At 68.5% G+C, this 23,281-nt stretch carries 22 protein-coding genes and 3 tRNA genes; 8 read left to right on the plus strand and 17 right to left on the minus strand.

Annotated elements, in window-relative coordinates:
- Window positions 1-89 precede the first annotated feature (89 nt).
- The gene (locus tag ATI37_RS06730; RefSeq protein WP_117237684.1) at window positions 90-3,014 is read right to left on the minus strand and encodes an S-layer homology domain-containing protein; all 2,925 of its coding nucleotides are present in this window, start codon (window positions 3,012-3,014) and stop codon (window positions 90-92) included.
- A 425-nt stretch (window positions 3,015-3,439) separates the two neighbouring features.
- On the opposite strand from ATI37_RS06730, the gene glmS reads away from it, so the two are divergent.
- Window positions 3,440-5,254, plus strand: coding sequence for a glutamine--fructose-6-phosphate transaminase (isomerizing) (gene glmS / locus ATI37_RS06735; protein WP_117237685.1), 1,815 nt, complete (start codon window positions 3,440-3,442; stop codon window positions 5,252-5,254).
- Between the two features lie 92 nt (window positions 5,255-5,346).
- Here the strand turns inward: glmS and ATI37_RS06740 are convergent, their stop codons facing one another.
- From ATI37_RS06740 to ATI37_RS06765, 6 genes are all read right to left on the minus strand, one after another.
- The gene (locus ATI37_RS06740) at window positions 5,347-6,912 is read right to left on the minus strand and encodes an HD domain-containing phosphohydrolase (protein ID WP_117237686.1); all 1,566 of its coding nucleotides are present in this window, start codon (window positions 6,910-6,912) and stop codon (window positions 5,347-5,349) included.
- Between the two features lie 7 nt (window positions 6,913-6,919).
- Window positions 6,920-8,131 (minus strand): DUF4127 family protein, encoded by a 1,212-nt coding sequence (locus ATI37_RS06745; RefSeq protein WP_117237687.1) that lies wholly within the window; start codon window positions 8,129-8,131, stop codon window positions 6,920-6,922.
- Window positions 8,128-9,105 (minus strand): thioredoxin-disulfide reductase, encoded by a 978-nt coding sequence (gene trxB / locus ATI37_RS06750; RefSeq protein ID WP_117237688.1) that lies wholly within the window; start codon window positions 9,103-9,105, stop codon window positions 8,128-8,130. Before trxB ends, ATI37_RS06745 begins: the two co-directional genes overlap by 4 nt.
- Window positions 9,106-9,214: 109 nt before the next feature.
- Window positions 9,215-9,290, minus strand: a tRNA-Glu gene (locus ATI37_RS06755).
- Window positions 9,291-9,310: 20 nt separating this feature from the next.
- Window positions 9,311-9,385 (minus strand) — tRNA-Glu (locus ATI37_RS06760).
- Window positions 9,386-9,391: 6 nt separating this feature from the next.
- Window positions 9,392-9,465: transfer RNA gene (locus ATI37_RS06765), tRNA-Gln, on the minus strand.
- Between the two features lie 77 nt (window positions 9,466-9,542).
- Here ATI37_RS06765 and ATI37_RS06770 point away from each other — a divergent pair.
- Genes ATI37_RS06770 through ATI37_RS12075 form a run of 3 tightly spaced genes read left to right on the plus strand, consistent with a single transcriptional unit; the run spans window position 9,543 to window position 11,810 of the window.
- The gene (locus ATI37_RS06770; protein WP_117237689.1) at window positions 9,543-10,136 is read left to right on the plus strand and encodes a hypothetical protein; all 594 of its coding nucleotides are present in this window, start codon (window positions 9,543-9,545) and stop codon (window positions 10,134-10,136) included.
- Window positions 10,133-10,975, plus strand: coding sequence for a hypothetical protein (locus ATI37_RS12455; RefSeq protein ID WP_269801871.1), 843 nt, complete (start codon window positions 10,133-10,135; stop codon window positions 10,973-10,975). Before ATI37_RS06770 ends, ATI37_RS12455 begins: the two co-directional genes overlap by 4 nt.
- Window positions 10,976-10,997: 22 nt before the next feature.
- Window positions 10,998-11,810, plus strand: a complete 813-nt coding sequence (locus ATI37_RS12075) for a hypothetical protein (protein WP_232822461.1) — start codon at window positions 10,998-11,000, stop codon at window positions 11,808-11,810.
- 84 nt (window positions 11,811-11,894) lie between these two features.
- On the opposite strand, the gene fmt is transcribed toward ATI37_RS12075, so the two are convergent.
- Genes fmt through zapE form a run of 7 tightly spaced genes read right to left on the minus strand, consistent with a single transcriptional unit; the run spans window position 11,895 to window position 17,284 of the window.
- Window positions 11,895-12,809: a methionyl-tRNA formyltransferase gene (fmt, locus tag ATI37_RS06780; protein ID WP_117237690.1), complete on the minus strand. Its 915-nt coding sequence runs from the start codon at window positions 12,807-12,809 to the stop codon at window positions 11,895-11,897.
- A complete protein-coding gene (gene def, locus ATI37_RS06785; protein WP_117237691.1) occupies window positions 12,806-13,378 on the minus strand; it encodes a peptide deformylase in 573 nt (190 codons plus the stop codon). The genes fmt and def overlap by 4 nt, the downstream gene beginning before the upstream one ends.
- A gap of 5 nt (window positions 13,379-13,383) precedes the next feature.
- A complete protein-coding gene (locus ATI37_RS11575) occupies window positions 13,384-14,196 on the minus strand; it encodes a CdaR family protein (RefSeq protein WP_157969081.1) in 813 nt (270 codons plus the stop codon).
- Window positions 14,189-14,902: a diadenylate cyclase CdaA gene (gene cdaA / locus ATI37_RS06795; protein ID WP_117237692.1), complete on the minus strand. Its 714-nt coding sequence runs from the start codon at window positions 14,900-14,902 to the stop codon at window positions 14,189-14,191. The genes ATI37_RS11575 and cdaA overlap by 8 nt, the downstream gene beginning before the upstream one ends.
- A gap of 3 nt (window positions 14,903-14,905) precedes the next feature.
- On the minus strand, window positions 14,906-16,051 hold the full coding sequence (locus ATI37_RS06800) for a phosphopentomutase (RefSeq protein ID WP_117237693.1): 1,146 nt from the start codon (window positions 16,049-16,051) through the stop codon (window positions 14,906-14,908).
- On the minus strand, window positions 16,052-16,303 hold the full coding sequence (locus ATI37_RS06805; protein ID WP_117237694.1) for a hypothetical protein: 252 nt from the start codon (window positions 16,301-16,303) through the stop codon (window positions 16,052-16,054).
- 9 nt (window positions 16,304-16,312) lie between these two features.
- On the minus strand, window positions 16,313-17,284 hold the full coding sequence (zapE, locus tag ATI37_RS06810; protein WP_117237695.1) for an AFG1/ZapE family ATPase: 972 nt from the start codon (window positions 17,282-17,284) through the stop codon (window positions 16,313-16,315).
- A 60-nt stretch (window positions 17,285-17,344) separates the two neighbouring features.
- Between zapE and ATI37_RS06815 the strand changes: the two genes are divergently transcribed.
- Complete coding sequence (locus ATI37_RS06815) at window positions 17,345-17,596, plus strand: glutaredoxin family protein (RefSeq protein ID WP_117237696.1); 252 nt, start codon at window positions 17,345-17,347, stop codon at window positions 17,594-17,596.
- On the opposite strand, the gene ATI37_RS06820 is transcribed toward ATI37_RS06815, so the two are convergent.
- Window positions 17,593-18,087 carry a DinB family protein gene (locus ATI37_RS06820; protein ID WP_117237697.1) on the minus strand — a complete coding sequence of 165 codons (495 nt, stop codon included), beginning with the start codon at window positions 18,085-18,087 and terminating at the stop codon, window positions 17,593-17,595. The genes ATI37_RS06815 and ATI37_RS06820 overlap by 4 nt on opposite strands.
- Window positions 18,088-18,110: 23 nt before the next feature.
- Between ATI37_RS06820 and ATI37_RS06825 the strand changes: the two genes are divergently transcribed.
- The 3 genes from ATI37_RS06825 (at window position 18,111) to tgt (ending at window position 21,403) form a co-directional block, all read left to right on the plus strand.
- The gene (locus tag ATI37_RS06825; RefSeq protein ID WP_117237698.1) at window positions 18,111-18,914 is read left to right on the plus strand and encodes an enoyl-ACP reductase FabI; all 804 of its coding nucleotides are present in this window, start codon (window positions 18,111-18,113) and stop codon (window positions 18,912-18,914) included.
- A 111-nt stretch (window positions 18,915-19,025) separates the two neighbouring features.
- Window positions 19,026-20,249: a flavodoxin-dependent (E)-4-hydroxy-3-methylbut-2-enyl-diphosphate synthase gene (gene ispG, locus ATI37_RS06830; RefSeq protein WP_117237699.1), complete on the plus strand. Its 1,224-nt coding sequence runs from the start codon at window positions 19,026-19,028 to the stop codon at window positions 20,247-20,249.
- Window positions 20,246-21,403 carry a tRNA guanosine(34) transglycosylase Tgt gene (gene tgt / locus ATI37_RS06835; protein ID WP_117237700.1) on the plus strand — a complete coding sequence of 386 codons (1,158 nt, stop codon included), beginning with the start codon at window positions 20,246-20,248 and terminating at the stop codon, window positions 21,401-21,403. The genes ispG and tgt overlap by 4 nt, the downstream gene beginning before the upstream one ends.
- A gap of 32 nt (window positions 21,404-21,435) precedes the next feature.
- On the opposite strand, the gene ATI37_RS06840 is transcribed toward tgt, so the two are convergent.
- Window positions 21,436-22,533, minus strand: a complete 1,098-nt coding sequence (locus ATI37_RS06840; RefSeq protein ID WP_117238550.1) for an AI-2E family transporter — start codon at window positions 22,531-22,533, stop codon at window positions 21,436-21,438.
- A gap of 4 nt (window positions 22,534-22,537) precedes the next feature.
- Entirely contained in the window at window positions 22,538-23,233 is a 696-nt protein-coding gene (locus tag ATI37_RS06845) for a M23 family metallopeptidase (RefSeq protein WP_117237701.1), read from the minus strand.
- Window positions 23,234-23,281 lie beyond the last annotated feature (48 nt).

Genomic DNA, 23,281 nt, shown 5'->3' on the forward strand with positions numbered 1-23,281 from the left:
TAATGGGGGCCCCATGCTGGCTTGGGCCAGCACGGGCTTGTATGAAAAAGCCCCCGCCCCTTAGGGGCGGGGGCCCTTGGCCCTAAGGTTTAGAAGTTGGTGGTGTAGCTAATCTTGAAGGCCCGGCCGTAGGACTGTACGTTACCGGTACCGTCCAGAAGCACAGCGTCCAGGTAGGCCACGGTGAGACCGTAGTAGCCGACCTCCAGGTAGATGCCGTCCACACCGCCAGATCCAGTGCCAGCCCCAGTGGTCAGGTTCCAGGGGAATTGGACCTCACCCGGGTAAGTGAAGAGACGGTCGGTGCCGGCGCTCAGGGAGAAGTCCCCGTAGCCGCGGGTCAGGAAGCTACCGGCGGGGTCCACCACGTTCTGGCCGCGGTAGGAGGCGTAGCCGACCTTGGCCACCACATTGGGGGCCAGGAACTCGTTGAAGGTGAGGCCAAGGCGGTAGTAGCGCTCGGTGGCATCGGGCAGTGCCGTGTTAACACCTGTACTGTTGTTGTGCTGGGTGATGTCCGTGGTGACCCGCTGGGCGTAGACCCCCTCCAGGGCGGGCTTCAGGGGGATGTCCAAGGGATCGGTAGCCGCCTTGATGCCGAACTTAAAGGTGGTGTAGCTGTAGGTGTTGGCACCGTTATAGCCGATATAGGCGGCAGGACGGGTATTGCCCGTACCCACGAGCGCGTCGCTGAAGCTGTGGTAGCGCACGTAGGGCTGGAGGTTGAGGAAGGCCAGCTTGCCCTGGTAGGAGGCGCTGGCCAGGACATCGCTGAAGGGGTAGCTGCCCGAGCCGTCGTCAAAGAGCTGGTAGCCCAGGGTGATGGCGAGGCCGGGGATGAGTGCGTCCTTGGCCTTGGCGTCGTGGGTGAGCTTGACGCCGAAGCCGGTGGAGTAGCGGCTGTCGGGGATGTTGTAGAAGTAGGCATTGTAGTTGCCGTAGGCCCCCAGACCAGTGCTTCCGGGCTGTACATTCCCGCCCACGGTCAGGCTGTTGTAGAAGGGGTTCAGGGCGAAGCCGGCGAAGAGCTTGAGGGTGGCCCCCACGCCGTAGGCCACCTGCTGAGTGGCAGGGGTACCGGCATAGTCAGTGGAATCGTCGTAGTAGGCCCGAACCTCCAATCCACCGAGTAGATCCAGGTTGACCTTGGCGTCCACGCCAAAACCCTTGTTGTTGGCAGCAAAGGGGGCTTTGCCGTTGCCGCCGACGCCGAAGTAGAACCAGTGGTAGTTAGAGGACATCCCGGCCACGCCGTTCTCGTACTCAGGATCAATGGCCCGGTAGTTGGCGGAGAGGGAGAGGGGGCCGAGGGCCAGATCGCCCTTCACATAGTAGGCCCAGTCAGAGAGGGTAGAGTCAAACCAGTCGCTGAGGGGGCTCCCCCAGGTCCGGGAGGAGTCCCAAAGGGCGCTGAGCTTGACCGGGCCCAAGGCCAGGCTGGCGTCAAAGCCAAGGGCAGCACGGTTGCCGTCGTTGGCCCCGTAATTGACCGCCAAGGAGAAGCCTTCCAGAGGGTTGAAGGCGGTGCGAATGCCGAAGTAGGGGGCGCTGACGAAGGCCCGCTGATTGGGAGGAACCGTGGCGTTACTGTTGTCCGTGGCCTGGCCCACCACCACAGTGACCTCGGGTCTCAGGGGAAGCTTGGTACCAGAGAAGGTGGCCACGAAGCCCTGGCGGTCGGTGGCGGGGTAGTTGTCCTGGTCGTTGGCGAAGAGGTAGTCGTTGAAGCTGAAGGAGCTGGTGCTGGAGCTGTAGACGACGCTGAAGGGCTGGCCGTCCACATTACCCTTCACGGAGGCCCCATCCACGCTGACCGTGGTGGGCCCGGGGAAAGCGGTGGCGCTCAGGTCTACACTGGCTTCGGAAACGTTCACACCTTGCTGGCCGGGCTGGACCACCTTGACCCCGAAGCTCAGGCTAGCCGAGCCCTCGGTGAAGTTCTGGTTGAAGTCGCCGCGCCGCTGGGCCACCCGGTTGCGGTAGGGCGGACCCGCACCGTAGTCCTGCTGCCCGGAGCCCGAGGAGACCTTGTTCCCGGGGAAGAGGCGGTCGATGTCAAAGTCGATGCCGGTATTGGTGGCCGTGCCGTAGGTGGCGGTGAGGGAGCCCTTGATGGAGTACTGCACCTTGGAGAGCTCGGCCACCTGGCCCTCCAGCCGGGAGACCCTCTCGGAGAGGTTCACCAGGTCGGAGCGCAGGGCGGCGGCGAACTCCTGGACGGCGGCCACGTCCTCCTTGGTGGCCAGCTCCTCCAGGTCCAACGCGGGGGCCTCCTCCCGCTCAGCCAGGGCCTTCTCTAAGGCGGTCACCCGGTCCTGAAGGGCGAGGAGGTCCTGGTTGAGGAGGACGGCGAGCTCGTTCAGGGCCTGGACAGCCTGCTCGCTGGCCTCCAGCCTGGTGGTGAGGGCGGCCACGTCCCCCTTCACCCCCTCCACGTCCTGGACCAGGGCCTCCAGCTGCTCAGCCAGCTGTTGGGCCTGGGCCAAGGCGGTGTCCGCGGCGATGGAGGCGGCCTCCACCCGGTCCACGAGGTCCTGCAGGGCGGCCTGGTCCATGCCGGGCTCCACCTCGGGCATGGGCTGGGCCCGGAGCTCCTCGATCAGGGCCTCGAGGCGGGCGATGTCCTCCTTGGTGGCGGCGCTGTCCTCCAGGGCGGAGACCCGGACGCCCAGGGCGGCGAGCTCGGCAGCCAGCTCCTGCACGGCGTTCCTCAGGACCTCGAGGTCCTCGGGGGACAGGGCCTCCAGGGTGGGGGCTTCGCCCGCGGCCCTCAGCTCCTCCTCGATCTGCTGGAGGAGGCGGTAGATGATGAGAGCGGCCTGGTAGCGGGTGAGCCCCTCGTTGCCCCGGAAGGTGCCGTCTGGGAAGCCGATGATGATCCCCCGGGCCGCCAGGACCTCCACAGCCTCCTGGGCCCAGTGCCCCGCGGGAACATCGCTGAATTGGGCTAGACCAAACCCCATGGAGAGGATGGTCAAGAGCCCGGCCAGTAGCTTGACGAGCCTCTTCTTCATATCTCCCTACACCTCCTTCGGAGGTTTGGGGCCTGTGCGGGCGAGTTTCCGCGTTTCCTCTCCGCTTTGGGCCCCGGGGGCAAGGCCAGTAGGCGCACTCCGCCCCAACTTTGACCTTACACCCCAAGGCATCATAAAAGCCTCATCCCTGTCTTGTCAAGCCCCAAGGAGGCCCCCTATACTCCCCCTGGGGCTTTCGCCCCCAAGGCGGGAAGCGCAGGGGGCCTCTTGGCCTCACGAGGTGGCGGACCCCAAGAAGGGGATTACCGGCCAGGGCCGGGAAAGATCGAGGGATCCGCGGATGCCGCCCGGGGTGCGCCCGCCCCGCCCGCCTATAGACCCCCAAGGGAAAGCCCGCCCCGCAAGGGGGGGACAACCGCGGGGGAGGGCCACAGGAGGGGAATTTCCCTCCGGAAGGGGATTTTATGTGCGGTATTGTGGGCTACATCGGTTTTCGGAACGCGGCGGACGTCCTCCTGGATGGCCTTAGGCGGCTGGAGTACCGGGGGTACGACTCCGCCGGGGTGGCGGTTAAGACGGCGGAGGGCCTGAAGGTGGTGAAGCGCTCCGGGAGGCTCTCCGCCCTCGAGGCCGCCCTCGAAGAGGCAGGGCTTCAAGGCTCCTTGGGCATCGGCCACACCCGCTGGGCCACCCACGGGGCCCCCACGGACCCCAACGCCCACCCCCACGCCACGGAGGACGGGCGGATCGCGGTGATCCACAACGGCATCGTTGAGAACTACCTGGAGCTCAAGGAGGCCCTAAAGGCCCGGGGGCACCGCTTCCTTTCGGAGACGGACAGCGAGGTCCTGGCCCACCTCCTGGAGGAGAAGTACCAGGGGGACCTCTTTGAGGCCCTGAAGGAGGCCCTGAAGGGGGTGCGGGGGGCCTACGCCGTGGTGGCCGTACACGGGGACCGGGAGGAGATGGTGGCCGCCAGGACGGTGACCCCCCTGGTGATCGGCTTAGGCGAGGGGGAGAACTTCCTCGCTTCGGACGTGCCCGCCCTCCTCCCCTACACCCGCAAGGTCATCTTCCTCCACGACGGGGACCTAGCCCGGATCACCCGGGAGGGCGTGGAGATCACGGACCTGGAGGGGAATCCCCTGGCCCGGGAAGCGGTGGAGGTGGACTGGAGCCTGGAGGCGGCGGAGAAGGGGGGCTTCCCCCACTACATGCTGAAGGAGATCTACGAACAGCCCTGGGTCCTGGAAAACACCCTGGGGGGGAGGCTTTTGGAGGAGGAAGGGGACGTGGACCTGGGCCTCTCCCTGGACCCCACGGAGGTGGAACGGGTCCACATGGTGGCCTGTGGGACCGCGGCCTACGCCGGGCTCTACGGAAAGTACCTCCTCGAGGGCCTGGCCCGCATCCCCGTGGAGTGGGACGTGGCCAGCGAGTACCGCTACCGGGACCCGGTGGTGGACGGGAAGACCCTGGCCGTCGCCATCAGCCAGTCCGGGGAGACCATTGACACCCTGGAGGGCCTCCGGGAGGCCAGGCGCAGGGGGGCCAGGACCCTTGGGGTGGTGAACGCCAAGGGGAGTAGCCTCACCCGGGAAGTGGAGGCGGTCCTCTACATCCATGCGGGGCCGGAGATCGGCGTGGCCTCCACCAAGGCCTACATGGCCATGCTGGCGGCCATGGCCCTCCTGGCCCTCCGCTTCGGCCGGGCCCGGGGCACCTTGGGGAAAGAGGAGGCCCAGACCCTGATCCGGGAACTCAAAAAGCTTCCCCGCCTGGTGGAGGAGGTCCTGGAGAAGAGGCCCCTCATCGCCCACATCGCCGAGAAGTACCACCAGGCCCAGGACTTCCTCTTCTTGGGAAGGCACGTGCAGGTGCCCACCGCCTACGAGGGGGCCTTGAAGCTCAAGGAGATCAGCTACATTCACGCGGAAGCCTACCCCGCCGGGGAGATGAAGCATGGCCCCATCGCCCTCATTGACGAGCACCTCCCCGTGGTGGTCCTGGCCACCCAGGGCCCCCTTTACGAGAAGACCCTCTCCAACATCCAGGAGGTGCGGGCCCGGGGCGGGAAGGTGATCGCCATCGCCACCGAGGGGGACGAGGAGATAGGGAAGCTGGCCCAGGACGTGATCTACGTGCCCCAGGTCCACCCCCTCCTCTCCCCCTTGGTGAGCGTGGTGCCCCTGCAGCTTTTGGCCTACGAGGTGGCGGTCCTCCTGGGGCGGGACGTGGACCAGCCCCGGAACCTGGCCAAGAGCGTCACCGTGGAGTAGCCAAGTTGGTTTCGCAACATAGGATGTCCAGCTGGGAGCCCTAGCAAGGCCCCTTTGGGGCCCCCGCCGCGGCTTTCGCCGCGGCGGGGTACTTAAACCATCTCCAGGAAGACCTGGACCACCCTCGGGTCCAGGGTCTTCCCCGCTTGGGCCAAAAGCTCTTCCCTAGCCTTCTCCTTGGGCCAGGCCTCCTTGTAGGGCCTTGGGGAAAGAAGGGCGTCCCACACGTCCACCACGGCGAAGATGCGGGCCTCGAGGGGGATCTCCTCCCCCTTGAGCCCCTTGGGGTAGCCGGAGCCGTCCCAGCGCTCGTGGTGGTAGAGCACCACGTTGAGGGTGGTCTTGGGGAGGAAGGGGAGGCTTTTTAGAATCTCCAGGCCCACCTCGGGATGGGTCTTCACCAGGCGCCACTCCCCCGTGGAGAGGGCGGCGGGCTTCCTCAAGACCTCGTCGGGGAGGGCCAGCTTGCCCAGGTCGTGGAAGTAGGCCCCCAGGCGGAGGCCCTCGAGGTCGGGGAACCCCAGGGCCTGCCCCAGGCGCAAGGAGAGCTCGGCCACCCGCTCCGTGTGCCCCTGGGTCTCCAGGTCCCGGTACTCCAGGACCCGGGAGAGGGCCTTTAGGGCGGCCTCCCGGGTGCGGTGGAGGGCTTCCAGGTGGTAAAGGCGCTCCAGGACCTCCTCCAGCCGCTTGGCCACCATGCGCAAGGCCTCCTCGTCCTCCTTGCGGTAGGGGATGGTCTCCACGAAGCTTCCCAGGGCCAGGATCCCGTAGCGCCGCCCCTCGGGCTTGAGCGGGACCAGGAGGACGGAGCGGAGGCCCTTCTGGGCGTAAGGCCTTAGGGCCCCAGGGAAGCGGGCGTAGTCCTCCACGTAGACCGGCCCCTCCCAGAGCCTGGGGTGGCCCAGGAGCCCCTCCCCGAAGCGGACGGGGTGGGCCTCGTAGAGGCGGGGAAAGTCCGGGGGGTAGCGGCCCGCCAGGACCGCAGGGCGGACCACCCCCTCCTGGAAAAGGTAGAGGGCTCCCCCGTGGTAGGGAGTGAGGCGGAGGAGGGTCTCCAGGGCCTCCTGGGGCATGGCTAGGGGCTCCCGAGAGGCCTCCAGGGAAAGGGAAAGCTCCAGGAGGGCCTTATGGCGCTCCGCCTCGAGGCGGGCCTTTTCCAGGGCCTCCATGCGGGAGAGGACCATCCCCGCCGCCTCCGCCAAGGCCTGGGCTAGGAAGCGCTCCTCGGGGAGGATCTCCCCCACACCCCCGGCGGTGTCTAGGGAGAGCACCCCCAGGACCTCCCCTTCCGGGCTCCTCAGGGGCACCCCCAGGTAGGCCCCGGCCTGCCGCTTCCCCGAGAGGAAGACCGCCCTGGGGTCCCGGGAAACCTCGGGGAGGAAGAGGGCCTCCCCCTTTTCCAGGACCTCCCAGGAAACCCCCTGACCCCGGGGGAGGCGAAACCCCACCCGGGAGGCGGAAAGCCCCGCCGCCGCCACCAGCTCCAGCTGGTCCCCTTCCCGCCGGTAAAGCCAAAGGAGGACGGAAACCGCCCGAGTGTTCTCCTTGAGAAACTGGACAGTTTTCCTGTAGACCTCTTCCCTGTGCGTCAGAGGCGAGAGGAGGCGGAAGGCCTGGGTCAGGGCCTCGAGGCGCTTCAGCTCCAGGGCCTCCGTCATAACGGGGCTATTCTAGCTGCTCGGTCCCCGGAAGGGGGACGAGGTCCCATTCCGGCCAGGCCTCAAAAGACCGCCTCCAAGGATACTCCACCCCCAAGAGGACCATCCGCCTCCCGTCCAGGGCCACGCGGGGCCAAAGGGCAGCCACCTCCTGGGCCGCCTCGGGGAGGGGCTCGGAGAAACGGGCCCGCACCCAGGGCCTCCCCACCTCTCCCCACCAGTAGTGGAAGTAGGCCTCCCCCAGACGGGAAAGCCTTCCCTCCCCGTCCCCAAGGAAAAGCCCCCCCTGGGCCAGGGCGCTCCCCAGGTTGTTGCCGGGGGTGCCCCAGGCGGCGTAGGCCAAAAGGCGCCCGTAGAGGCCCAGGCCCTGGAGGTAGGCCACGAGCCTCGGGTCCCCCCGGTTCACCCGGGAAACGTCGGCCAGGGCCACGGGGTGGCGGGGCATCAGACGGAGAAGGTCCAGGACGGCCTGACGGGGGTTCCTTCCGGCGTAAACGTAGAGGACCAGGTCCGGCCCCTCTTCCAGGGCCACGGGCCTGGCGGCGGCGCTGCTTAAAAGGCGGGCCACCGTCTCCTCCAGGGGAAGGCCCTCGTAAGGGGTCACCTGCTGGGCCAGAGCGGGGGTCTCGTAGACCACGGCCACCCTTAGCCCAGGCCTTTGGGCCCTCAGGAGCAAAACTTGCCCCGCCTCATCGGCCCCGGGGCGGGAGGGGTAGGGGAGGGCGGCAGCCTCCCGAGGCGCGGGTGAGTCCCGAATGGCATCGTCCCAGACGGCCTCCAGATAGATCCCAGGAAGCTCCGACCAGGAGGCGAGGGCCTCCAAGACCCTTAGGTTCCGTTCCCGCCTGGTGGCGTCCCAACGGGGGACCACGCCGAAGAGGTGGACCTCTCCCCCGTAGCGGACCTTCCAGGAAAGGATGGGGCCCAGCCTCGCCAGGGCGTCCTCCGGGGCAAGGGGGAGGTGGCGGCTTTGGAGAAGCCCTCCGTAGGCCAGGGCGTCCAGGCTAGCCACGAGCCTCCTCCCGGGGGTGGCGAGGAGCCAGGCCCGAAGCGCCCCCAGATCCGCCCCCTCGGGCCCCCGGTAGGCCGCCCTGGGGGGGCAGAGGGCAAGCCCCCAGGTGCAGGGCCCGAGGTTCGGGGGGCGGTCGTCCAGGGGCAGGTAAAGGGTCTGGCCCAGGGCTAGGGCCAGGAAGGGGAAGAGAAAGAGGGGCAGCCTCAACCCTTGACCGCTTCCCCTTTCTCCGCTAGGTACTTCTCCGCCACCATGGCCGCCCGGGTCCCCGCCCCCACGCTGGTGGTGAGCTGGCGGTAGATGGGGTCGGCCACGTCCCCCGCGGCGAAGATGCCGGGAACGGAGGTGAAGACCTCGTCCTGCACGGCGATGTAGCCGTCGGGCCTAAGCTCCACCACCCCTTTGAGGAAGGCGGTGTTGGGCTCGTGGCCGATGAAGACGAAGACCCCGTCCGTGGGGTAGACGTACTCCTCCCCGGTCTTCAGGTTCTTGAGGCGCACCCCCGTCACCGCCTCCTCCCCCAGGATCTCCGTGACCACGTGGGAGAAGAGGAAGTGCATCCTGGGGTTCTGGAAGGCCCGGGCCTGGGCCAGCTTGTTGGCCCTGAGCTCGTCCCGGCGGTGGACCAGGGTCACCTTGCGGACAAACTTGGTGAGGAAAAGCCCCTCCTCCACCGCGGCGTCCCCCCCGCCCACCACCACCACCTCCTTGTCCCGGTAAAAGTAGCCGTCGCAGGTGGCGCAGGTGGAGACCCCGCGGCCATAGAACCTTTCCTCCCCCGGGACCCCGAGCTTCTTGGGGTTAGCCCCGGTGGCGATGATGACCGCTTTGGCGGGGTAGCTCCGCTCAAAGCCCCGCACCAGGAAGCCCCCCTCTACCTTTTCCACCCCCAACACCTCGTCCATGACGATGCGGGCGCCGAACCGCTCCGCCTGCTGGACCATGCGGCTTGCCAGCTCCGGGCCGGAGATGCCCTCGGGGAAGCCCGGATAGTTCTCCACCTCCTCCGTCTGGGCGATCTGTCCCCCGGGGAGGCCCTTTTCCACGATCACCGTCTTCAGGCCGCCCCGGCCGGCGTAAATCCCCGCGGTGAGGCCCGCAGGACCCCCTCCGATGACGACCACATCGTACTCCTCCTCCCGAAGGCTGCCCGTTGCCAGTCCCGCCAAGTTGAACTCCATGCCCACCTCCTCGGGTCCACTGTATACCCCACCCATACCGGGAGAGGGTATATGGCGAACCCAGTTTGCAGGGAAAGGGAACGGAAGTCAAGGGCAGCCCGGGCCGCCTTGGTGACCCCAGGGGGATTCGAACCCCCGTCTCGGCCTTGAGAGGGCCGTGTCCTAGGCCTCTAGACGATGGGGCCAGGTGCGGCTCGGGCTGCCTTGGTGACCCCAGGGGGATTCGAACCCCCGCCGCCGCCTTGAAAGGGCGGTGACCTAACCGCTAGTCGATGGGGCCAAAAACTGGCTGGGGTGCGTGGACTCGAACCACGACCGGCGGATCCAGAGTCCGCTGTCCTGCCGTTAGACGACACCCCAGCGAAGCCTGCCCGATCCCTCGGGCAGAGGTTATGGTACACTCTGAGGGGCAGATTGGCAAGCCCCTAGGGTCCCTTATGGAGGAAAGCCTTTTAGAGATCCTGAGCCGGTACGTTTCCCCAAGGGCAGCAGAGGGCCTCCTGAGGCGGGCTGTGGAGCAGGGGAGGCCCTCCCGGCCCGGGGACTGGGCCAGGCTGGTGGAAAGCGTCCTCTGGCCGGAGCTAAAGCGCCTCCTCCCCTTCCAGGAAATGCCCCCGGAGCTCAAGGCCTGGGTGCGGGAGCTGAAGGGCCTGGCCGCCCTGGAAGCGGGGGAGGAGGAGGACGAGGAGGAGGAGCTTCCCCTCGAGGCCGTGGGGCTGGAAGAGGCCGACCTCCGGGCCCGCCTGGCCCAGCGCCTGGCCCGCCTCGAGGGGGTGGTGGGGGTGGTGGTGGCCGGGGAAGGCGGCAGGGAGGAGCTCTTCCCCGGGGAACCGATCCCCTTGGACCCCTTCCACCTCCTCCTGCGGCGCCACGGGTACCGCACCTTTTACGCGGTGCTGGAGGAAAACCTGGTGGCCTTTAGGGCTCTAGGCAAGGGCTACGTAGGCCTCTTGGCCCGAAAGGAGACCAATGTGGGCCGCCTTCTGAACAGCCTCAGGCGGCTGGTGAGCGCAGCGGAGGTAGAGGGATGAAGAGGTGGTTTTTCCCCTTTGTGCTTTTCGGCTTAGCTTTGGCCGCACCCCTTCCCCGGGCATACGACCGCCTGGAAGGGATTCTGGCCCAGGTGGGGCTGGAAAACCCCACCCAGGCCTTGGCGGCCCTAGACCAGGCCCAGGGCTTCCTGCGCCAGGAGGCGGAGGGGCTACCCCCCATACTCCGGGATGCGGCCATGAGGAACCTCCAGGAGGCGCGCCAAGCGGTGCTCAGCAAAAGCCAGTGGGACCTCGAGGCCCGCCTCCTCCTGGTGCGCCACCTCCTGGGCAAAGCCCTCTACGATGGCTTTTTCACGGCTTTGCCCGAGGAGAGGGCGCTTTACCTCACCCGCCTAGCGCGGGCCACGGGCCTGGGCCAAGGGGTCGTGAACGAGATGGCGGGCCTGCCGCCCGAGGAGGCCAGAAGGCGCCTAGAGGGGCGCTACCTAGGGCTAATGGCCCAGGACCTGGCCCAGGCCCTTTCCGCCACCTCCCGCCCCCAGGCCTACCTGGCCCTGGCCCAGGCCTACGCTCGCTTCCTGGTGGTCCAGGACAGCCCCCAGAGCACCCTAAGGGCCCAGGACCTCATCCAGACCCTGGCCAAGGTATCCGGCGGAGAAGCCTTTCGCCCGGAGGTCCAGGACCTGCAGAGAAAGGTGTCCGTCTGGAGGGAGCGCCTTAGGGCCAGCGCCCCGGCCCCAGCCTCAGGCCCCGCCACCCAGGCTCCGCCCCCCCAGCCTCCCCCTCCCCCGCCCAGGTCCCTCCCCCCCGGCCCAGACAACCCCCCAGCTCCTCCCAAAGGCTCCCCAACTTCCGGAGAACCTGCTGGAAGAGGCTAGCCTCCTCCCCCTAGATCCGGAGGTGTCCCGCCAACTGGCTGAAGCCCTGCACCGCCTAGCCCTCCCCAGCCTTCTGGACTGGCTCGTCCTCCTGGATGAGGTTCGGGGTAGCTTGGCCCGGGCCCAGCTTTACGCGGCGAGCGGCCAGCTCAACTTCGCGCGGGAACAACTGGTCTACGCCCACTCCCGCTTCCGCCTAACCATCTACCCAGTTGTGGGGGCCTATGCCCCTGACTTGGCCCAACGCGCTGACAGGTTTTTCCTCAGGATGAAGGATGCCGCTGGGTTACGTACAGTGGACTTCACCCTACTCCTAGGAGAGATCCAGGAGATGGAGGAGCGCCTATTTGGGGCCACCTTGGGTCCTTGGCACGCCTTACAGGTTCAGGTGGGATTGCTTCTCTTGGGGATTCCTAGAGCGACCTTCTTCGTCTTGGCCGTTGCCCTTGCCTTCTTCCCCCTCTACCTCATCCGCCTCACCTTCGGCGGGCGCAACGTCTACTGGAACCTCCTGGGCTTGGCCTTCCTCTTCCTCTTTCTGCCCATCCTGGCAGAGGGGCTTTCCTACTTTGGCTCGGTCATGGCGGAGTACGGAGGCTTGCCCTGGATGGCTGCTCTCGCCAACCTCTCCATCGGCCAGGGCCTCCTCCCCTACCTGGCCTGGGGGCTCTCCACCTTCCTGGTGGTGGCCTTGGCGGGAGCGGGCCTTAGGGGCATCGCCGCCCAGTTCGGCCTCCTAAGGGATCGGGGGGCGGAGGTGGCCGCCGCCGAGGCCGAAAGGCCCGAACCCAGGCTCACGAGCGAGGCCATCGTGGAGTGGGACGAGGAGTTCTAATGCCACCCCATCCTGGCGCAGCCAGGATGGAACCCCGGCCAGAACCCTCCCTTGGCTTCCCTTTGCCTTGGCGGCGGTGGGGGGCTAGTCCAAGCGGGTTCCCGGCCCCACCCCGTAGCCCCGGGCCCAGTCGGCGGCGGGCATGGGGCGCCTGCCCTCGGGCTGGACCTCGAGGAGGCGGATGATCCCCTCCCCCGTCCCCACCAAGACCCCCTCCCGGTCCACGGCCTGGACTACGCCGGGCTCCCCTTCCCCAGGCTCGGGGCGCATCTTCAGGACCTTGACCCGCTTGCCCCCGTGGAAGAAGTGGCTGCCAGGCCAGGGCTGGACCCCCCGGTGGCGGTTATAGATGGCCTCGGCGCTCTCGGCGAAGCGGACCCTCCCCTCCTCCTTGGTGAGGAGGGGGGCGTAGCTGGCCTCCCCCTCCTGGGGGGTGGGGGTGAGGTGGGGAAGGTCCTCCAAAACCTGCAGGAGAAGCTCAACGCCCTTATCCCGGAGGCGCTCGGAGAGGGCGTGGGCGTCCTCCTCCGGCAGGATCTCCGTGCGCCAGGCGGCATAGAGCGGGCCGGTGTCCAGCCCCTCCTCCGTCTTCATGATGACCACTCCGGTCTCCTTCTCCCCCCGGATCAGGGCCCAGGGCACGGGGGCCGGGCCCCGGTACTTGGGGAGGAGGGAGGGGTGGAGGTTGAGGAAGCCCCAGGGGGGGACCTCCAGCACCTCCTTGGGCAGGACTTTGCCATAGGCGGCGGTGACGGCCACCTCTGGGCCACTGGCCCGGAAGGCCTCCAGGAACTCCCGGTTCCTCCTGAGGCGCTCAGGCTTGAGGAGGGGGAGGCCGTGCTCCAGGGCGTACTGGGCTACGGGGCTTGGCGCGGGCCTCAGGCCCCGGCCCTTCGGCTTGTCGGGCTGGGTTACCACCAAGACCACCCGGTGGTGGCGGTGGAGAGCCTCTAGAACAGGGACCGCCCAGAGGGGGGTGCCGAAGAAGGCCACCCTCACGGGGCAAGCTCCTTGAGAAGGGCCCGGGCCTCCTTTTGCAGGCGGGCCAGCTCCTCGCGGTACTCCTCCAGGAAGGCCTCCCGCTTGGGCCCAGGCAGGCGCTCAAAAAAGAAGCGGCCCTCCAGGTGGTCGATCTCGTGCTGGAAGACCCGGGCCATGTACCCCTCCAGCTCCAAGGTTCTCGGGCACCCCTCCTCGTCTTGAAAGCTCACCCGGATGCGCTCCGCCCGGGGCACCTCCTCGGAGTAAAGGCCAGGCAGGGAGAGGCACCCCTCCAGCCCCTCTACCCAGCCCTCCCGGTGGGTGATCACCGGGTTGGCTACCACGTAGACCCGGCGCACCAGCTCCCTCAGGGGCCTCTCCTCCTCTTCAGACCCGTCGGCGTACTCCACGGCCACAAAAAGCCTCTGGGAGAGGCCGATCTGCGGGGCGGCCAGGCCCACGCCCCGGGCGGCGAACATGGTCTCCAGCATCTCCTCGGCCAGCTTTTTTAGGCCGGAAAAATCCTGGACGGGGCGGGCCTTCTTGCGCAGGACGGGGTCCCCGTAGAGGCGGATGGGGTAGATCATCCCGCCTATTCTAGCGCAAACCGAGCCCTTCCCGAAACCTGGCCCAGGGGCCGCACCCCAGGGGGAAGGGAGAGGACGAAGGGCCCCACCACCTCTCCCGGGCGGAACCCCTCCTGGGGCCTGGCCTCCACCTCGGTAAGGCCCTCCAGGATCCCCCTCGGCCCCACCACCTCCACCTCCCTAGGGGCATAGTCCACCACCCTAAGGCCCTCGGGCGGCCTCAGGACCAGGGGCACCTCCTTGCGGAAGAGGGCCTCCTCCCGGACCACCACCCGCACCTGGGGCGGGGAAAGGACCACTCCGGGCAGGGGGCCCCGGAGGCCAAGGGCCACCAGGGGCACCTCCTCCCCCAGGTCCAGGCCCAAGGCCACCACCGCCGCCTCCACCTGGCTCCTGGGCCCTTTAGCCTCCACAAAGGCCGGCTCGGTGCGCACCCAGAAGCCCTGGGGGAGGACCTCCACCGGCAGGATGCGGGTGAGGATGGCCTCCACCTGGCCCTCCACCCGGGCCGGGCGCACCTCCAAGACCTCCACCCCCTGGGGGGCGGCCACCCGCACCTCCCGGCTGAAGACCCCCTCGGCCCCGGACAGGTCCAGGAAGGCGGAGACCGGGGGGGTGCCCTCCACCAGGGGGGCGGGGCCCCGGAGGCGCAACAGGACCTCCCGGGGCACCCCTTCCGCCACCTGGTCCCCCCCTAGGCCCACCACCTGGAGGGGGAGGTTGAGGGCCCGCTCCACCACGGGGGCCCGCTCCCTCAAGGAGTTCCAGACAGCCAAGGCCGCCAGGAGGGAGAAGAGCAGGGCAGGCCAGTCACGCATGGACCACCTCCTTGAGCTTAGCCCGCAGGGCCTCGAGGGTGAGGGGAGGGGAAAGCCTCCCCCCCTCCGCTACCCGAATGGCCCCCGTCTCCTCGCTCACCACCAGGACCAGGGCGTCGGAGACCTCGGAAAGCCCGAGGGCGGCCCGGTGCCGGGTGCCCAGGCCCACCTGGGCCTCGGAGAGGGGAAAGACGCACCCTGCGGCGAAGAGTCGCCCATCCCGCAGGATGGCTCCCCCGTCGTGCAGGGGGGTGCCCGGGTAAAAGAGGGCCGCCAAAAGGCGGGCGGAAAGCCTAGCCTCCAGCACCTCCCCTGTAGCCGCGTACTCCCCCAAAGGGGTGCGCCTTTCCAAGGCGATCAGGGCCCCGTAGCGCCTTTCCGAGAGGCGGGAGAGGCCGAGGAGGAGCTCCTCTAGGGCCAAGGAGGAAGCCCTTTGGCCCTGGGGGCGGCCCAGGCGCTCCAAAAGCCCCCTGAGCTCCGGCTGGAAGACCACGATGAGGGCGAAGGCCCCCAGGGTGGCCGCGTTCCCCAGGAGCCAGGAGAGGGTGGAGAGCCCCAGGAGGCTGGCCAGGAACCAGACCAGAAGGTAAACCAAAACCCCCCGGACCAGGTTGAGGGCCCGGGTGCCCACGACCAGGCGCCAGAGGTAGTAAAAGAGGACGGCTACCAGGAGGATGTCCAGGAGGTCGCGCCAGGTGAAGGGCATGGCCTAGAGCAAGCTCTTCCCCGGCCCCTCCCAGGCAAGCCCGAAGAGCCTGGCCCAGGTGGCCCCCAGGTCGGCGAAGCTCTCCCGGGTGCCCAGGTCCCCCTTTACCCCGGGCCCCACCCAAAGGAGCATCCCGTACTCCCGGGTGTGGTCCGTGCCGAAGAAGGTGGGGTCGTTGCCGTGGTCGGAGACCAGGAAGAGGTGGTCCTCGGGGCCCAGGGCCTGGAGGAGTCGGGGGAGGAAGCGGTCCACCTCCTCTAGGGCCCTCCCGTACCCCTCGGGGTCCCGGCGGTGGCCGTACTTGGCGTCAAAGTCCACCAGGTTGGCGAAGACGAGGCCGGAAAAGGGCTCCCCCATCAGGGCGAGGGTCTTCTCCAGGCCGTCCCGGTTGTCCTTGGTCCTCACCTCCCGGGTAAAGCCCCGCCCGGCGTAGATGTCCGGGATCTTCCCCACCCCCACCACCTCAAAGCCCCCCTCCTTGAGCAGGTCCAGGACGTTCCTGGGTGGTTCCAGGGCGAAGTCCTTCCTCAGGTGCTCCAGGCGGCGGAAGGCCCCGAGCACTCCGGCAAAGGGCCGGGCGATGACCCGGGCCACCTGTTGCTCCCCCATTAGCATCTCCCGGGCCACCCGGCACCACCCGTAAAGCGTCTCCAGGGGAACCACCTCCACGTGGGCGGCCACCTGGAAGACGGAGTCCGCCGAGGTGTAGACGATGGGGTGGCCCGTCCTCAGGTGGGCTTCCCCGTAGTCCCGGATGGCCTCGGTGCCGGAGTAGGGGCGGTTCAGGAGCCACCCCCCCACGCCGATGCGCTCGGCCCAGGCGCGAAGGAGCTCCTCGGAGAAGCCCTCCGGGTAGGTGCGGAAGGGTTTTTCCAAAAAGACGCCCACGAACTCCCAGTGGCCGGTGGTGGTGTCCTTGCCCGGATTGGTCTCCCGCATGCGGCCAAAGGCCCCCCGGGGGGCCTCGGGGCGGGGCAGGGTGTGGACCCCAGGGATCCAGCCCAGGCCCAGCCCGGCCAGATGGGGGAGGGCGATGCCCGTCTTGAGGACGGTGTGGTCCAGGGTGTCCGCCCCCTCGTCCCCGAAGAGAGGGGCGTCCGGCAGGTAGCCGAGGCCCACCGAGTCCAGGACCAAGGCCACCACCTTCATCTAGGAGCGAAGCCCCCCTTCCTCCTCTTCCCCCGCCAGGGCCGCGATCTCCTCGGGGGACATCTCGGAAAGGGCCCGGACCGCCCGGAACTCCTCCACGAGCCCCTGGATCTCCTCCATGGCCTCCTCGGGGGAGAGGTCCCCTTCCCCGTACTCCTCCAAAACCTCCTCTATGGCCTCGAGGACCCCCACCGCGGCGCTGGCCTGGGAGAGGGCCTGGGCCAGCTCGGAAAGCCTTTCTGCCAGGTCCATGCCCCCATGCTACCCCAAAAGCTCCGCCAGGCGGGAAAGGGCCCGCCCGTACTTTTTGGCGAAGGCCCCATGGCGGTAGCTCTCGGGAAAGAGGGCCCTCAAGGGCACCCCCGAAACCCGCAACTCCAGGCCAAGTTTATAGAGTTGGTCCACGAAATGCACAAAGCGTAGGGCGTCGTTCTGGTCGGGGATGGGCTCCAGACCCTGGAGATAGACCACCTCCACCCCGAGGAAGAGGTAGCGGTAGCGGATGGGGTGGAGGGCGCGGAGGTGGGCGAGGAGGTCGGGGAAGGGGTCTAACGTCTTGGGCCTCGGGTCCTGGCGGAAGGCCTCCAAGAGCTCCCCGTCCATCCAAGGCCTGGGGAGGCGGGTGGGGTCCCGGTGGCGGAAGTCCTCCCCCTCTATCCGCTCCACGGCGAAGCGGCGGGCGAGGCTTTGGATCTGGTGGCGGAACCCCTCGGCGTTGAACCGCCCCTCCCCCAGGGCCCCGGGCGGGGTGTTGGAGGTGGTGGCCACCCTGAGGCCCTGCTCCATGGTGAGGGCCAGGAAGTGGGCGGCCATCTGGGCGTTGCCGGGGTCGTCCAGCTCAAACTCGTCCAGGAAGAGGTAGCGAAGCGCGGAAAAGCGCCGCGCCCCCTCCCTAAGGCCCATGAGGCCCAGGGTGTAGGTGAGCTCCTCAAAGGTGAGGAAGGCCTTGGGCCCGGGAGCCTCCCAGTAAGCGGCCACCAGGAGGTGGGTCTTGCCCACCCCAAAGCCCCCGTCCAGGTACACCCCTTGGGGCCCCGGCATCCTGGGGCGGAGGAAGCCCTTGGGCCGGTCGTGGATCCAGCTTCGCAAGCGCTCCTTGGCCAGGGTCTGGGAGGGGTAGCGGGGGTCGGGACGGTAGGTGGCGAAGGTGGCCCCCTGGAAGCGGGGGGGTGGGACGAAGCTCTCCAGAAGCCTTTCCAGGTTGACCTCGGGGTGGCGCTCCGTAAGGCGCATCGTCCCCTTAGGTTAGCCCAGCGCCCTGGGAGGGAAGCCCTTGTGCTACCCTGAGGGGGTATGGTGCGGCTTTACGGCATCCCCGGGTGCGGCCCCTGCGAGATCGTGAGGATGTTCTTGGAAAGGGAGGGCATCCCCTACGAGTTCGTCAACGCCAAGGCCGACCCTGAGGCCGCCAGGAAGATCGCCGAACTCGTGGGAAGCCCCACGGCCGGGGTGGTGCTGGAGTGGCAGGGGGGCCTCGAGGCCCTCCGCGGGGTCTCCCCGCAGGGCCTGAACGCCTGGCTCGCCCGCTACCGGGAAAGCGCCTAGCCCAAGGCCTTTAGGTGGTGGGCCTCGTGGTAGGCCGCGGCCCGGAGCCAGCCCAGGGCGGTGAGGGGGCCAAAGAAGGGGTGGGGGAAGGTGGCCGGGTTATGGGGGTCCAGAAGCCTCGCCTCCTCCAGGAGAAAGCTCCGGGCCTTTTCCAGAAGGACTAGGACCTCCTCTAGGCTCAGGCTCCCCTTGGGCCGGACGGGCTCCGGGGCCTGGGGCTTTCCGTCCCTGAACTCCCCGGGGACGAAGGGGACGGGGGGCAGGCTCTCCCCTGCGGCTAGGCGGCGGAGCCGCCTCAGGACCCGGGCGGTGGAGTCCTCCACCAGGGCCACGTGCTCGGCCACCAGGAGGGGGGTCCAGGCCCCGGGGCGGAGGGGGGTGGAAAGCCAGGAGGCCTCCGCCCCCCTTAGGCGGGCGAGGAGGGCCTGGCGGCTTTGGGCCAGGTGGGCCAGGGCCTCTTCCTTATCCCCGTAGGCTTCCAGGTTCACCATGATGCCCCAAGTATAATCCCCCCATGCTCACCGTGGACCTTACCGGCAAGAAGGCCCTGGTCATGGGGGTCACCAACCAGCGTAGCCTGGGCTATGCCATCGCCGAGAAGCTCAAAGGGGCAGGGGCGGAGGTCGCCTTGAGCTACCAAGGGGAAAGGATCCGCCCCGAGGCGGAAAAACTCGCCGAGGCCTTAGGGGGAGCCCTCCTCTTCCAGGCGGACGCCACCCGGGACGAGGAGCTGGATGCCCTCTTCCTAGGGGTCAAGGAGGCCTGGGGGCACCTGGACTACCTGGTGCACGCCATCGCCTTCGCCCCCCGGGAGGCCATGGAGGGGCGGTACCTGGACACCAAGCGGGCGGACTGGCTCCTGGCCCTGGAGGTCTCCGCCTACTCCCTGGTGGCCGCGGCCCAAAGGGCCGAGCCCCTCCTCCGGGAGGGAGGGGGGATGGTCACCCTCACCTACTACGCCAGCGAGAAGGTGGTCCCCAGGTACAACGTCATGGCCATCGCCAAGGCGGCCCTCGAGGCCAGCGTCCGCTACCTGGCCTATGAACTCGGCCCCAAGGGGGTGCGGGTGAACGCCATCTCCGCGGGGCCGGTGCGCACCGTGGCCGCCCGGAGCATCCCCGGCTTCACCAAGATGTACGACCAGGTGGCCCAGGTGGCCCCCTTGGGGCGCAACGTCACCCAGGAGGAGGTGGGGAACCTGGGGCTTTTCCTCCTCTCTCCCCTCGCAAGCGGCATCACCGGGGAGGTGGTCTACGTGGACGCCGGCTACCACATCATGGGGATGGAGCTAGAGAAAGCGGGCGAAAACCCCGGCTAGGGCCTCGAGGTCCTGGGGCTCCACAAGGGCCAGTATAGCGGCCAGGCCCTCCCTCGGCCTCGGCCAAGAAGGTGGCCCGGCCTAAGGGCCTCCCCCCTTCCCTGGGCTACCATGGAAGGGATGAGGCGCCCTACCCCCACGGTCTGGGTGGGCCGCGTCCCCCTGGGAAGCGCCCACCCCATCGCCGTCCAGTCCATGACCAACACCCCCACCCGGGAGGTGGAGGCCACCTTCCGCCAGATCCTGGAGCTCCACCGGGCGGGGAGCGAGATCGTACGGATCACGGTGAACGACGAGGAGGCGGCCCAGGCCGTGCCCGAGATCAAGGCCCGCCTCCTGGCCGAAGGGGCCGAGGTCCCCTTGGTGGGGGACTTCCACTTCAACGGCCACCTCCTCCTCCGGAAGCACCCAAAGATGGCCGAGGCCCTGGACAAGTTCCGCATCAACCCGGGGACCATGGGCCGGGGCACCCACAAGGACGAGAACTTCCGGGAGATGGTGCGGATCGCCATGGACCTGGGGAAGCCCATAAGGATCGGGGCCAACTGGGGAAGCCTGGACCCCGCCCTCCTCACCGAGCTCATGGACCAAAACGCCAGGCGCCCCGAGCCCAAGGCGGCCCAGGAGGTGGTCCTCGAGGCCCTGGTGGAAAGCGCCGTGCGCTCCTACGAGGCCGCCCTGGAGATGGGCCTGGGGGAGGACAGGATCGTCCTCTCCGCCAAGGTGTCCAAGGCCCGGGACCTCCTCTGGGTCTACCGGGAGCTGGCCCGGCGCACCCGGGCCCCCCTCCACCTGGGCCTCACCGAGGCGGGCATGGGGGTCAAGGGGATCGTGGCCTCGGCCGCCGCCCTGGCCCCCCTGCTCCTCGAGGGCATCGGCGACACCATCCGGGTCTCCCTCACCCCCGCCCCCCACGAGCCCCGCACCAAGGAGGTGGAGGTGGCCCAGGAGATCCTCCAGGCCCTGGGTCTTCGCACCTTCGCCCCCGAGGTGACGAGCTGCCCGGGTTGTGGCCGCACCACCAGCACCTTCTTCCAGGAGCTCGCCGAGGAGGTGAACCACCACCTCCGGGCCCGGCTCCCCGAGTGGCGGAGGCGCTACCCCGGGGTGGAAGGCCTCAAGGTGGCGGTGATGGGGTGCGTGGTCAACGGCCCCGGGGAGAGCAAGCACGCCCACATCGGCATCTCCCTTCCAGGGGCGGGGGAAGAACCCAAGGCCCCCGTCTACGCCGACGGCAAGCTCCTCACCATCCTCAAGGGGGACGCCATTGCGGAGGACTTCCTGAGGTTGGTGGAGGAGTACGTAAAGGCCCGCTTCGCTCCCCAAGAGGCATGAGCCCCTTTGGGTTTCGGGTCACGGCCCGGGCCGGCCGGGCGAGGGTGGGCCTCCTCACCACCCCCCACGGCGCCGTGGAAACCCCCCTCTTCATGCCCGTGGGCACCCAGGGCTCGGTCAAGGGCCTCATGCCCAAGGACCTGAAGGAGATCGGGAGCCAGGTCCTCCTGGCCAACACCTACCACCTCCTCCTCCGCCCGGGGCCCGAAAGGGTGCGGGCCCTTGGGGGGCTCCACGGCTTTGCCGGCTGGAAAGGCCCCTGGCTCACGGACTCCGGGGGCTTCCAGGTCATGAGCCTGGGCCACCTGCGCCGGATAGACGAGAAGGGCGTGGTCTTCCAGAGCCACCTGAACGGGGAAGTGGTGGAGCTCACCCCCGAAAGGAGCATTGCCGTCCAGGAGGCCTTGGGGGCGGACCTCATCATGGCCTTGGACGAGTGCCCCCCCTACCCCTCCCCCCGGGGGTACCTGAAGGCCTCCCTGGAGCGCACCCTCCGCTGGCTGGAACGGAGCCTCAAGGCCAAGACCCGCCCCGACCAGGCCCTCTTCGGCATCGCCCAGGGGGGGACGGACCCCGAGCTCAGGCGGCGCTCCACCCTGGAAACTCTCCGCTTTGACCTCCCTGGGTACGCCATCGGGGGGCTGGCCGTGGGGGAGCCTAAGGAGGAGATGTTCCCCATGGTGGAGCTCTCCACCGCCCTCCTCCCCGAGGACAAGCCCCGTTACCTCATGGGGGTGGGCCACCCCGAGGACCTGGTGGCGGCCATGGGCCTGGGGGTGGACCTCTTTGACTGCGCCTACCCCACCCGCACGGGCCGCTTTGGGAGCGCCCTCACCCCCGAGGGCCGCCTGAACCTGAAGAATGCCCGCCACCTGGAGGAGAAGGACCCCTTGGAGAAGGGGTGCGACTGCTACGCCTGCCAGCACTTCAGCCGGGCCTACCTCGCCCACCTGGTGCGCTCGGGTGAGATGCTTGGGGGGATTCTCCTCTCCCTCCACAACCTCCGCTTCCTCCACCGCCTTACGGAAGGGGCCAGGGAGGCCGTCCGGGAAGGCCGCTACAGGGAGTTCGCCCGGGATTTTGCGGAAAGGCGCTTCGGCAAGGAGGTGCCCCCTTGGTTCCGGGAGGCCCTGGCCGCCGGGGGGCACTGGTGAAGGCCCAAGGCCGCCCCGGGGGCGCGGGTCCCCTAGCCCTCCCGGTAAAAGCGGCTCCTCTGGTAGTAGTCCTCCACGAGCACCTTTAGAAAGGCAGCGACGGGCACCCCAAGAAGAGCCCCCCAGAGCCCGAAGAGGCTCACCCCCACCAGGATGCCGGCGATGGCCGTAACGGGGTGGAGCCGGGTGGCCCGGGCCACGATGAGGGGCCCCAGGACGCTGGCCTCCACCTGGTTGGCCAGCCAGAGGACCAGGAGGGCGAGGAGGGCCTTGAGCCAGCCCTCGGTGGCCGCTAGGAGCACAGCGGGAATCCCGGCCACGACCGGCCCCACATAGGGGATGAGGTTGAAGACCCCGGCCAAGAAGCCCAGGCTGGCCGCCAGGGGCACCCCTACCAAGGAGAGCCCCACCCCCACCATGAGCCCCACTAGGAAGGCCACCAGGAGCTGGCTGCGGATGAAGCCGCCCACGCTGCGGTCCAGCTTGCCAAAGAGCTCGGCGGCCAGGGGCTGGTAGGGCTCGGGGAAGGCGCGGAGGACGGCCCGGCCTAGGCGGGGAAGGTCGTAAAGGAAGTAGGCGGAGACGATCAGGGCGGTGAAGAGCTGGAAAACCCCCCCCAAGAGCCCGGTGAAAAGGCTGAGAAGGCTACCCCCCTGGTCCAGAAGCCCCCGCAGCCAGCCCAGGAGGGTTTGCAGAAAACCCTGGAGGAGGTCCTCGAGGTTCTCCCCGATCTCCGCCAGGATGGGGGCCAGGTAGGGGGGTAGGGGGACCGCCTCCACCCTTTGGGGCAGCCCCGAGAGCCAGGCGATAGCCGGAGCCACGTACTGGGGCAGGTCCTGGACCAGGCGGGAGAGCTCCCGCACCGTCTGCGCGGCGAGAAAGGAGATAAGGCCCAGGAAAAGGCCAAGCCCCAGGTAGACCAGGGCCACCCCCAGGGCCCGGGGAATCCTCCAGGTTTCAAAAAGCCGCACCAGGGGATGGGCTAGGTAGGCAAAGGCGAAGGCGAAGAGGAGGATGCGCAGACCGGGCCAGGCCCTTTGCAAGAAGAGGAGGAAGGCGAAGAACAGGAGGACAAAGAGGAGGACGCGGACATAGGGGCTGGACCAGACCTGGCGGAAGGCCTCGCGCATGGGGCTATTGTAGGCCAAAGAACCCTTGGGCCTGCCGGAGCACCTCCTCCGGGCCAAGCCCCTGGAAGAGGAAGCGGCTCCGGTCGGGCTGGCCTTCCCAGACCTCAAAGAGGAGCCTGGGAGCCCCACCCTGGAGGCCGGTGTTCCCCAGGTAGCCCAAAACATCCCCCCGGGAGACCCTAGCCCCCACCCTCAGGCCCGGGTAGGGGGCCTGGAGGTGGGCGTAGACCGAGGTGCGCCCGTCTGGGTGGCGCACCCAGACCTCGAGGCCCCTCAGGAGGTCCATCTCCTCCGGGGAAGCCCCCTCCCGCACCCGATCCAGGAGTTCCCGCCAGGCCTCGGGGCTGGGCTCTTGGTAATCGGCCTCCACCTTGACCACCTCCCCGGCCATGGCGGCCACCACCCCCATCCCCCGCACCACGGGCACGCAGGCGTCCCCGTCGCGGAAGACGAAGCCTGCGCTCACCCCCCTGCGGTAGGGGCGGGGGGCGTTGGGAAGGTTCTCGGGGCGGATGGGGAGGCAGGCTCCGGGGAGGGGCAGGCGGTAGCCCTGGGGGGCGAGGGCCGCTCTCTCCCCCAGGAGGCGGACCTCCTGCCGCAAGGCGGCGAGCTGCCCGCCCCTCGAGGCGAAGCCCAAGGTCACCGCTAGGGCGTAGAGGAGGAGGGCCAGAAGGAGGTAGTGCCCCGGCTTCAGGCTCATGCCCCTAGTGTAGGGAAAGGGCCTAGGGGCTTCCCCTGGGCCCGGCCC

This window comes from Thermus sediminis (assembly GCF_003426945.1).
Classification (GTDB): Bacteria; Deinococcota; Deinococci; order Deinococcales; family Thermaceae; genus Thermus; species Thermus sediminis.

Bases quoted from the DNA above. Each gene is read 5' to 3' on its own strand.
- ATI37_RS06730 (WP_117237684.1), bottom strand. From the start codon at position 3,014: ATGAAGAAGAGGCTCGTCAAGCTACTGGCCGGGCTCTTGACCATCCTC.
- glmS (WP_117237685.1), top strand. From the start codon at position 3,440: ATGTGCGGTATTGTGGGCTACATCGGTTTTCGGAACGCGGCGGACGTC.
- ATI37_RS06740 (WP_117237686.1), bottom strand. From the start codon at position 6,912: ATGACGGAGGCCCTGGAGCTGAAGCGCCTCGAGGCCCTGACCCAGGCC.
- trxB (WP_117237688.1), bottom strand. From the start codon at position 9,105: ATGGAGTTCAACTTGGCGGGACTGGCAACGGGCAGCCTTCGGGAGGAG.
- ATI37_RS06770 (WP_117237689.1), top strand. From the start codon at position 9,543: ATGGAGGAAAGCCTTTTAGAGATCCTGAGCCGGTACGTTTCCCCAAGG.
- ATI37_RS12455 (WP_269801871.1), top strand. From the start codon at position 10,133: ATGAAGAGGTGGTTTTTCCCCTTTGTGCTTTTCGGCTTAGCTTTGGCC.
- def (WP_117237691.1), bottom strand. From the start codon at position 13,378: ATGATCTACCCCATCCGCCTCTACGGGGACCCCGTCCTGCGCAAGAAG.
- ATI37_RS11575 (WP_157969081.1), bottom strand. From the start codon at position 14,196: ATGCGTGACTGGCCTGCCCTGCTCTTCTCCCTCCTGGCGGCCTTGGCT.
- cdaA (WP_117237692.1), bottom strand. From the start codon at position 14,902: ATGCCCTTCACCTGGCGCGACCTCCTGGACATCCTCCTGGTAGCCGTC.
- ATI37_RS06800 (WP_117237693.1), bottom strand. From the start codon at position 16,051: ATGAAGGTGGTGGCCTTGGTCCTGGACTCGGTGGGCCTCGGCTACCTG.
- ATI37_RS06805 (WP_117237694.1), bottom strand. From the start codon at position 16,303: ATGGACCTGGCAGAAAGGCTTTCCGAGCTGGCCCAGGCCCTCTCCCAG.
- zapE (WP_117237695.1), bottom strand. From the start codon at position 17,284: ATGCGCCTTACGGAGCGCCACCCCGAGGTCAACCTGGAAAGGCTTCTG.
- ATI37_RS06815 (WP_117237696.1), top strand. From the start codon at position 17,345: ATGGTGCGGCTTTACGGCATCCCCGGGTGCGGCCCCTGCGAGATCGTG.
- ATI37_RS06820 (WP_117237697.1), bottom strand. From the start codon at position 18,087: ATGGTGAACCTGGAAGCCTACGGGGATAAGGAAGAGGCCCTGGCCCAC.
- ATI37_RS06825 (WP_117237698.1), top strand. From the start codon at position 18,111: ATGCTCACCGTGGACCTTACCGGCAAGAAGGCCCTGGTCATGGGGGTC.
- ispG (WP_117237699.1), top strand. From the start codon at position 19,026: ATGGAAGGGATGAGGCGCCCTACCCCCACGGTCTGGGTGGGCCGCGTC.
- tgt (WP_117237700.1), top strand. From the start codon at position 20,246: ATGAGCCCCTTTGGGTTTCGGGTCACGGCCCGGGCCGGCCGGGCGAGG.
- ATI37_RS06840 (WP_117238550.1), bottom strand. From the start codon at position 22,533: ATGCGCGAGGCCTTCCGCCAGGTCTGGTCCAGCCCCTATGTCCGCGTC.
- ATI37_RS06845 (WP_117237701.1), bottom strand. From the start codon at position 23,233: ATGAGCCTGAAGCCGGGGCACTACCTCCTTCTGGCCCTCCTCCTCTAC.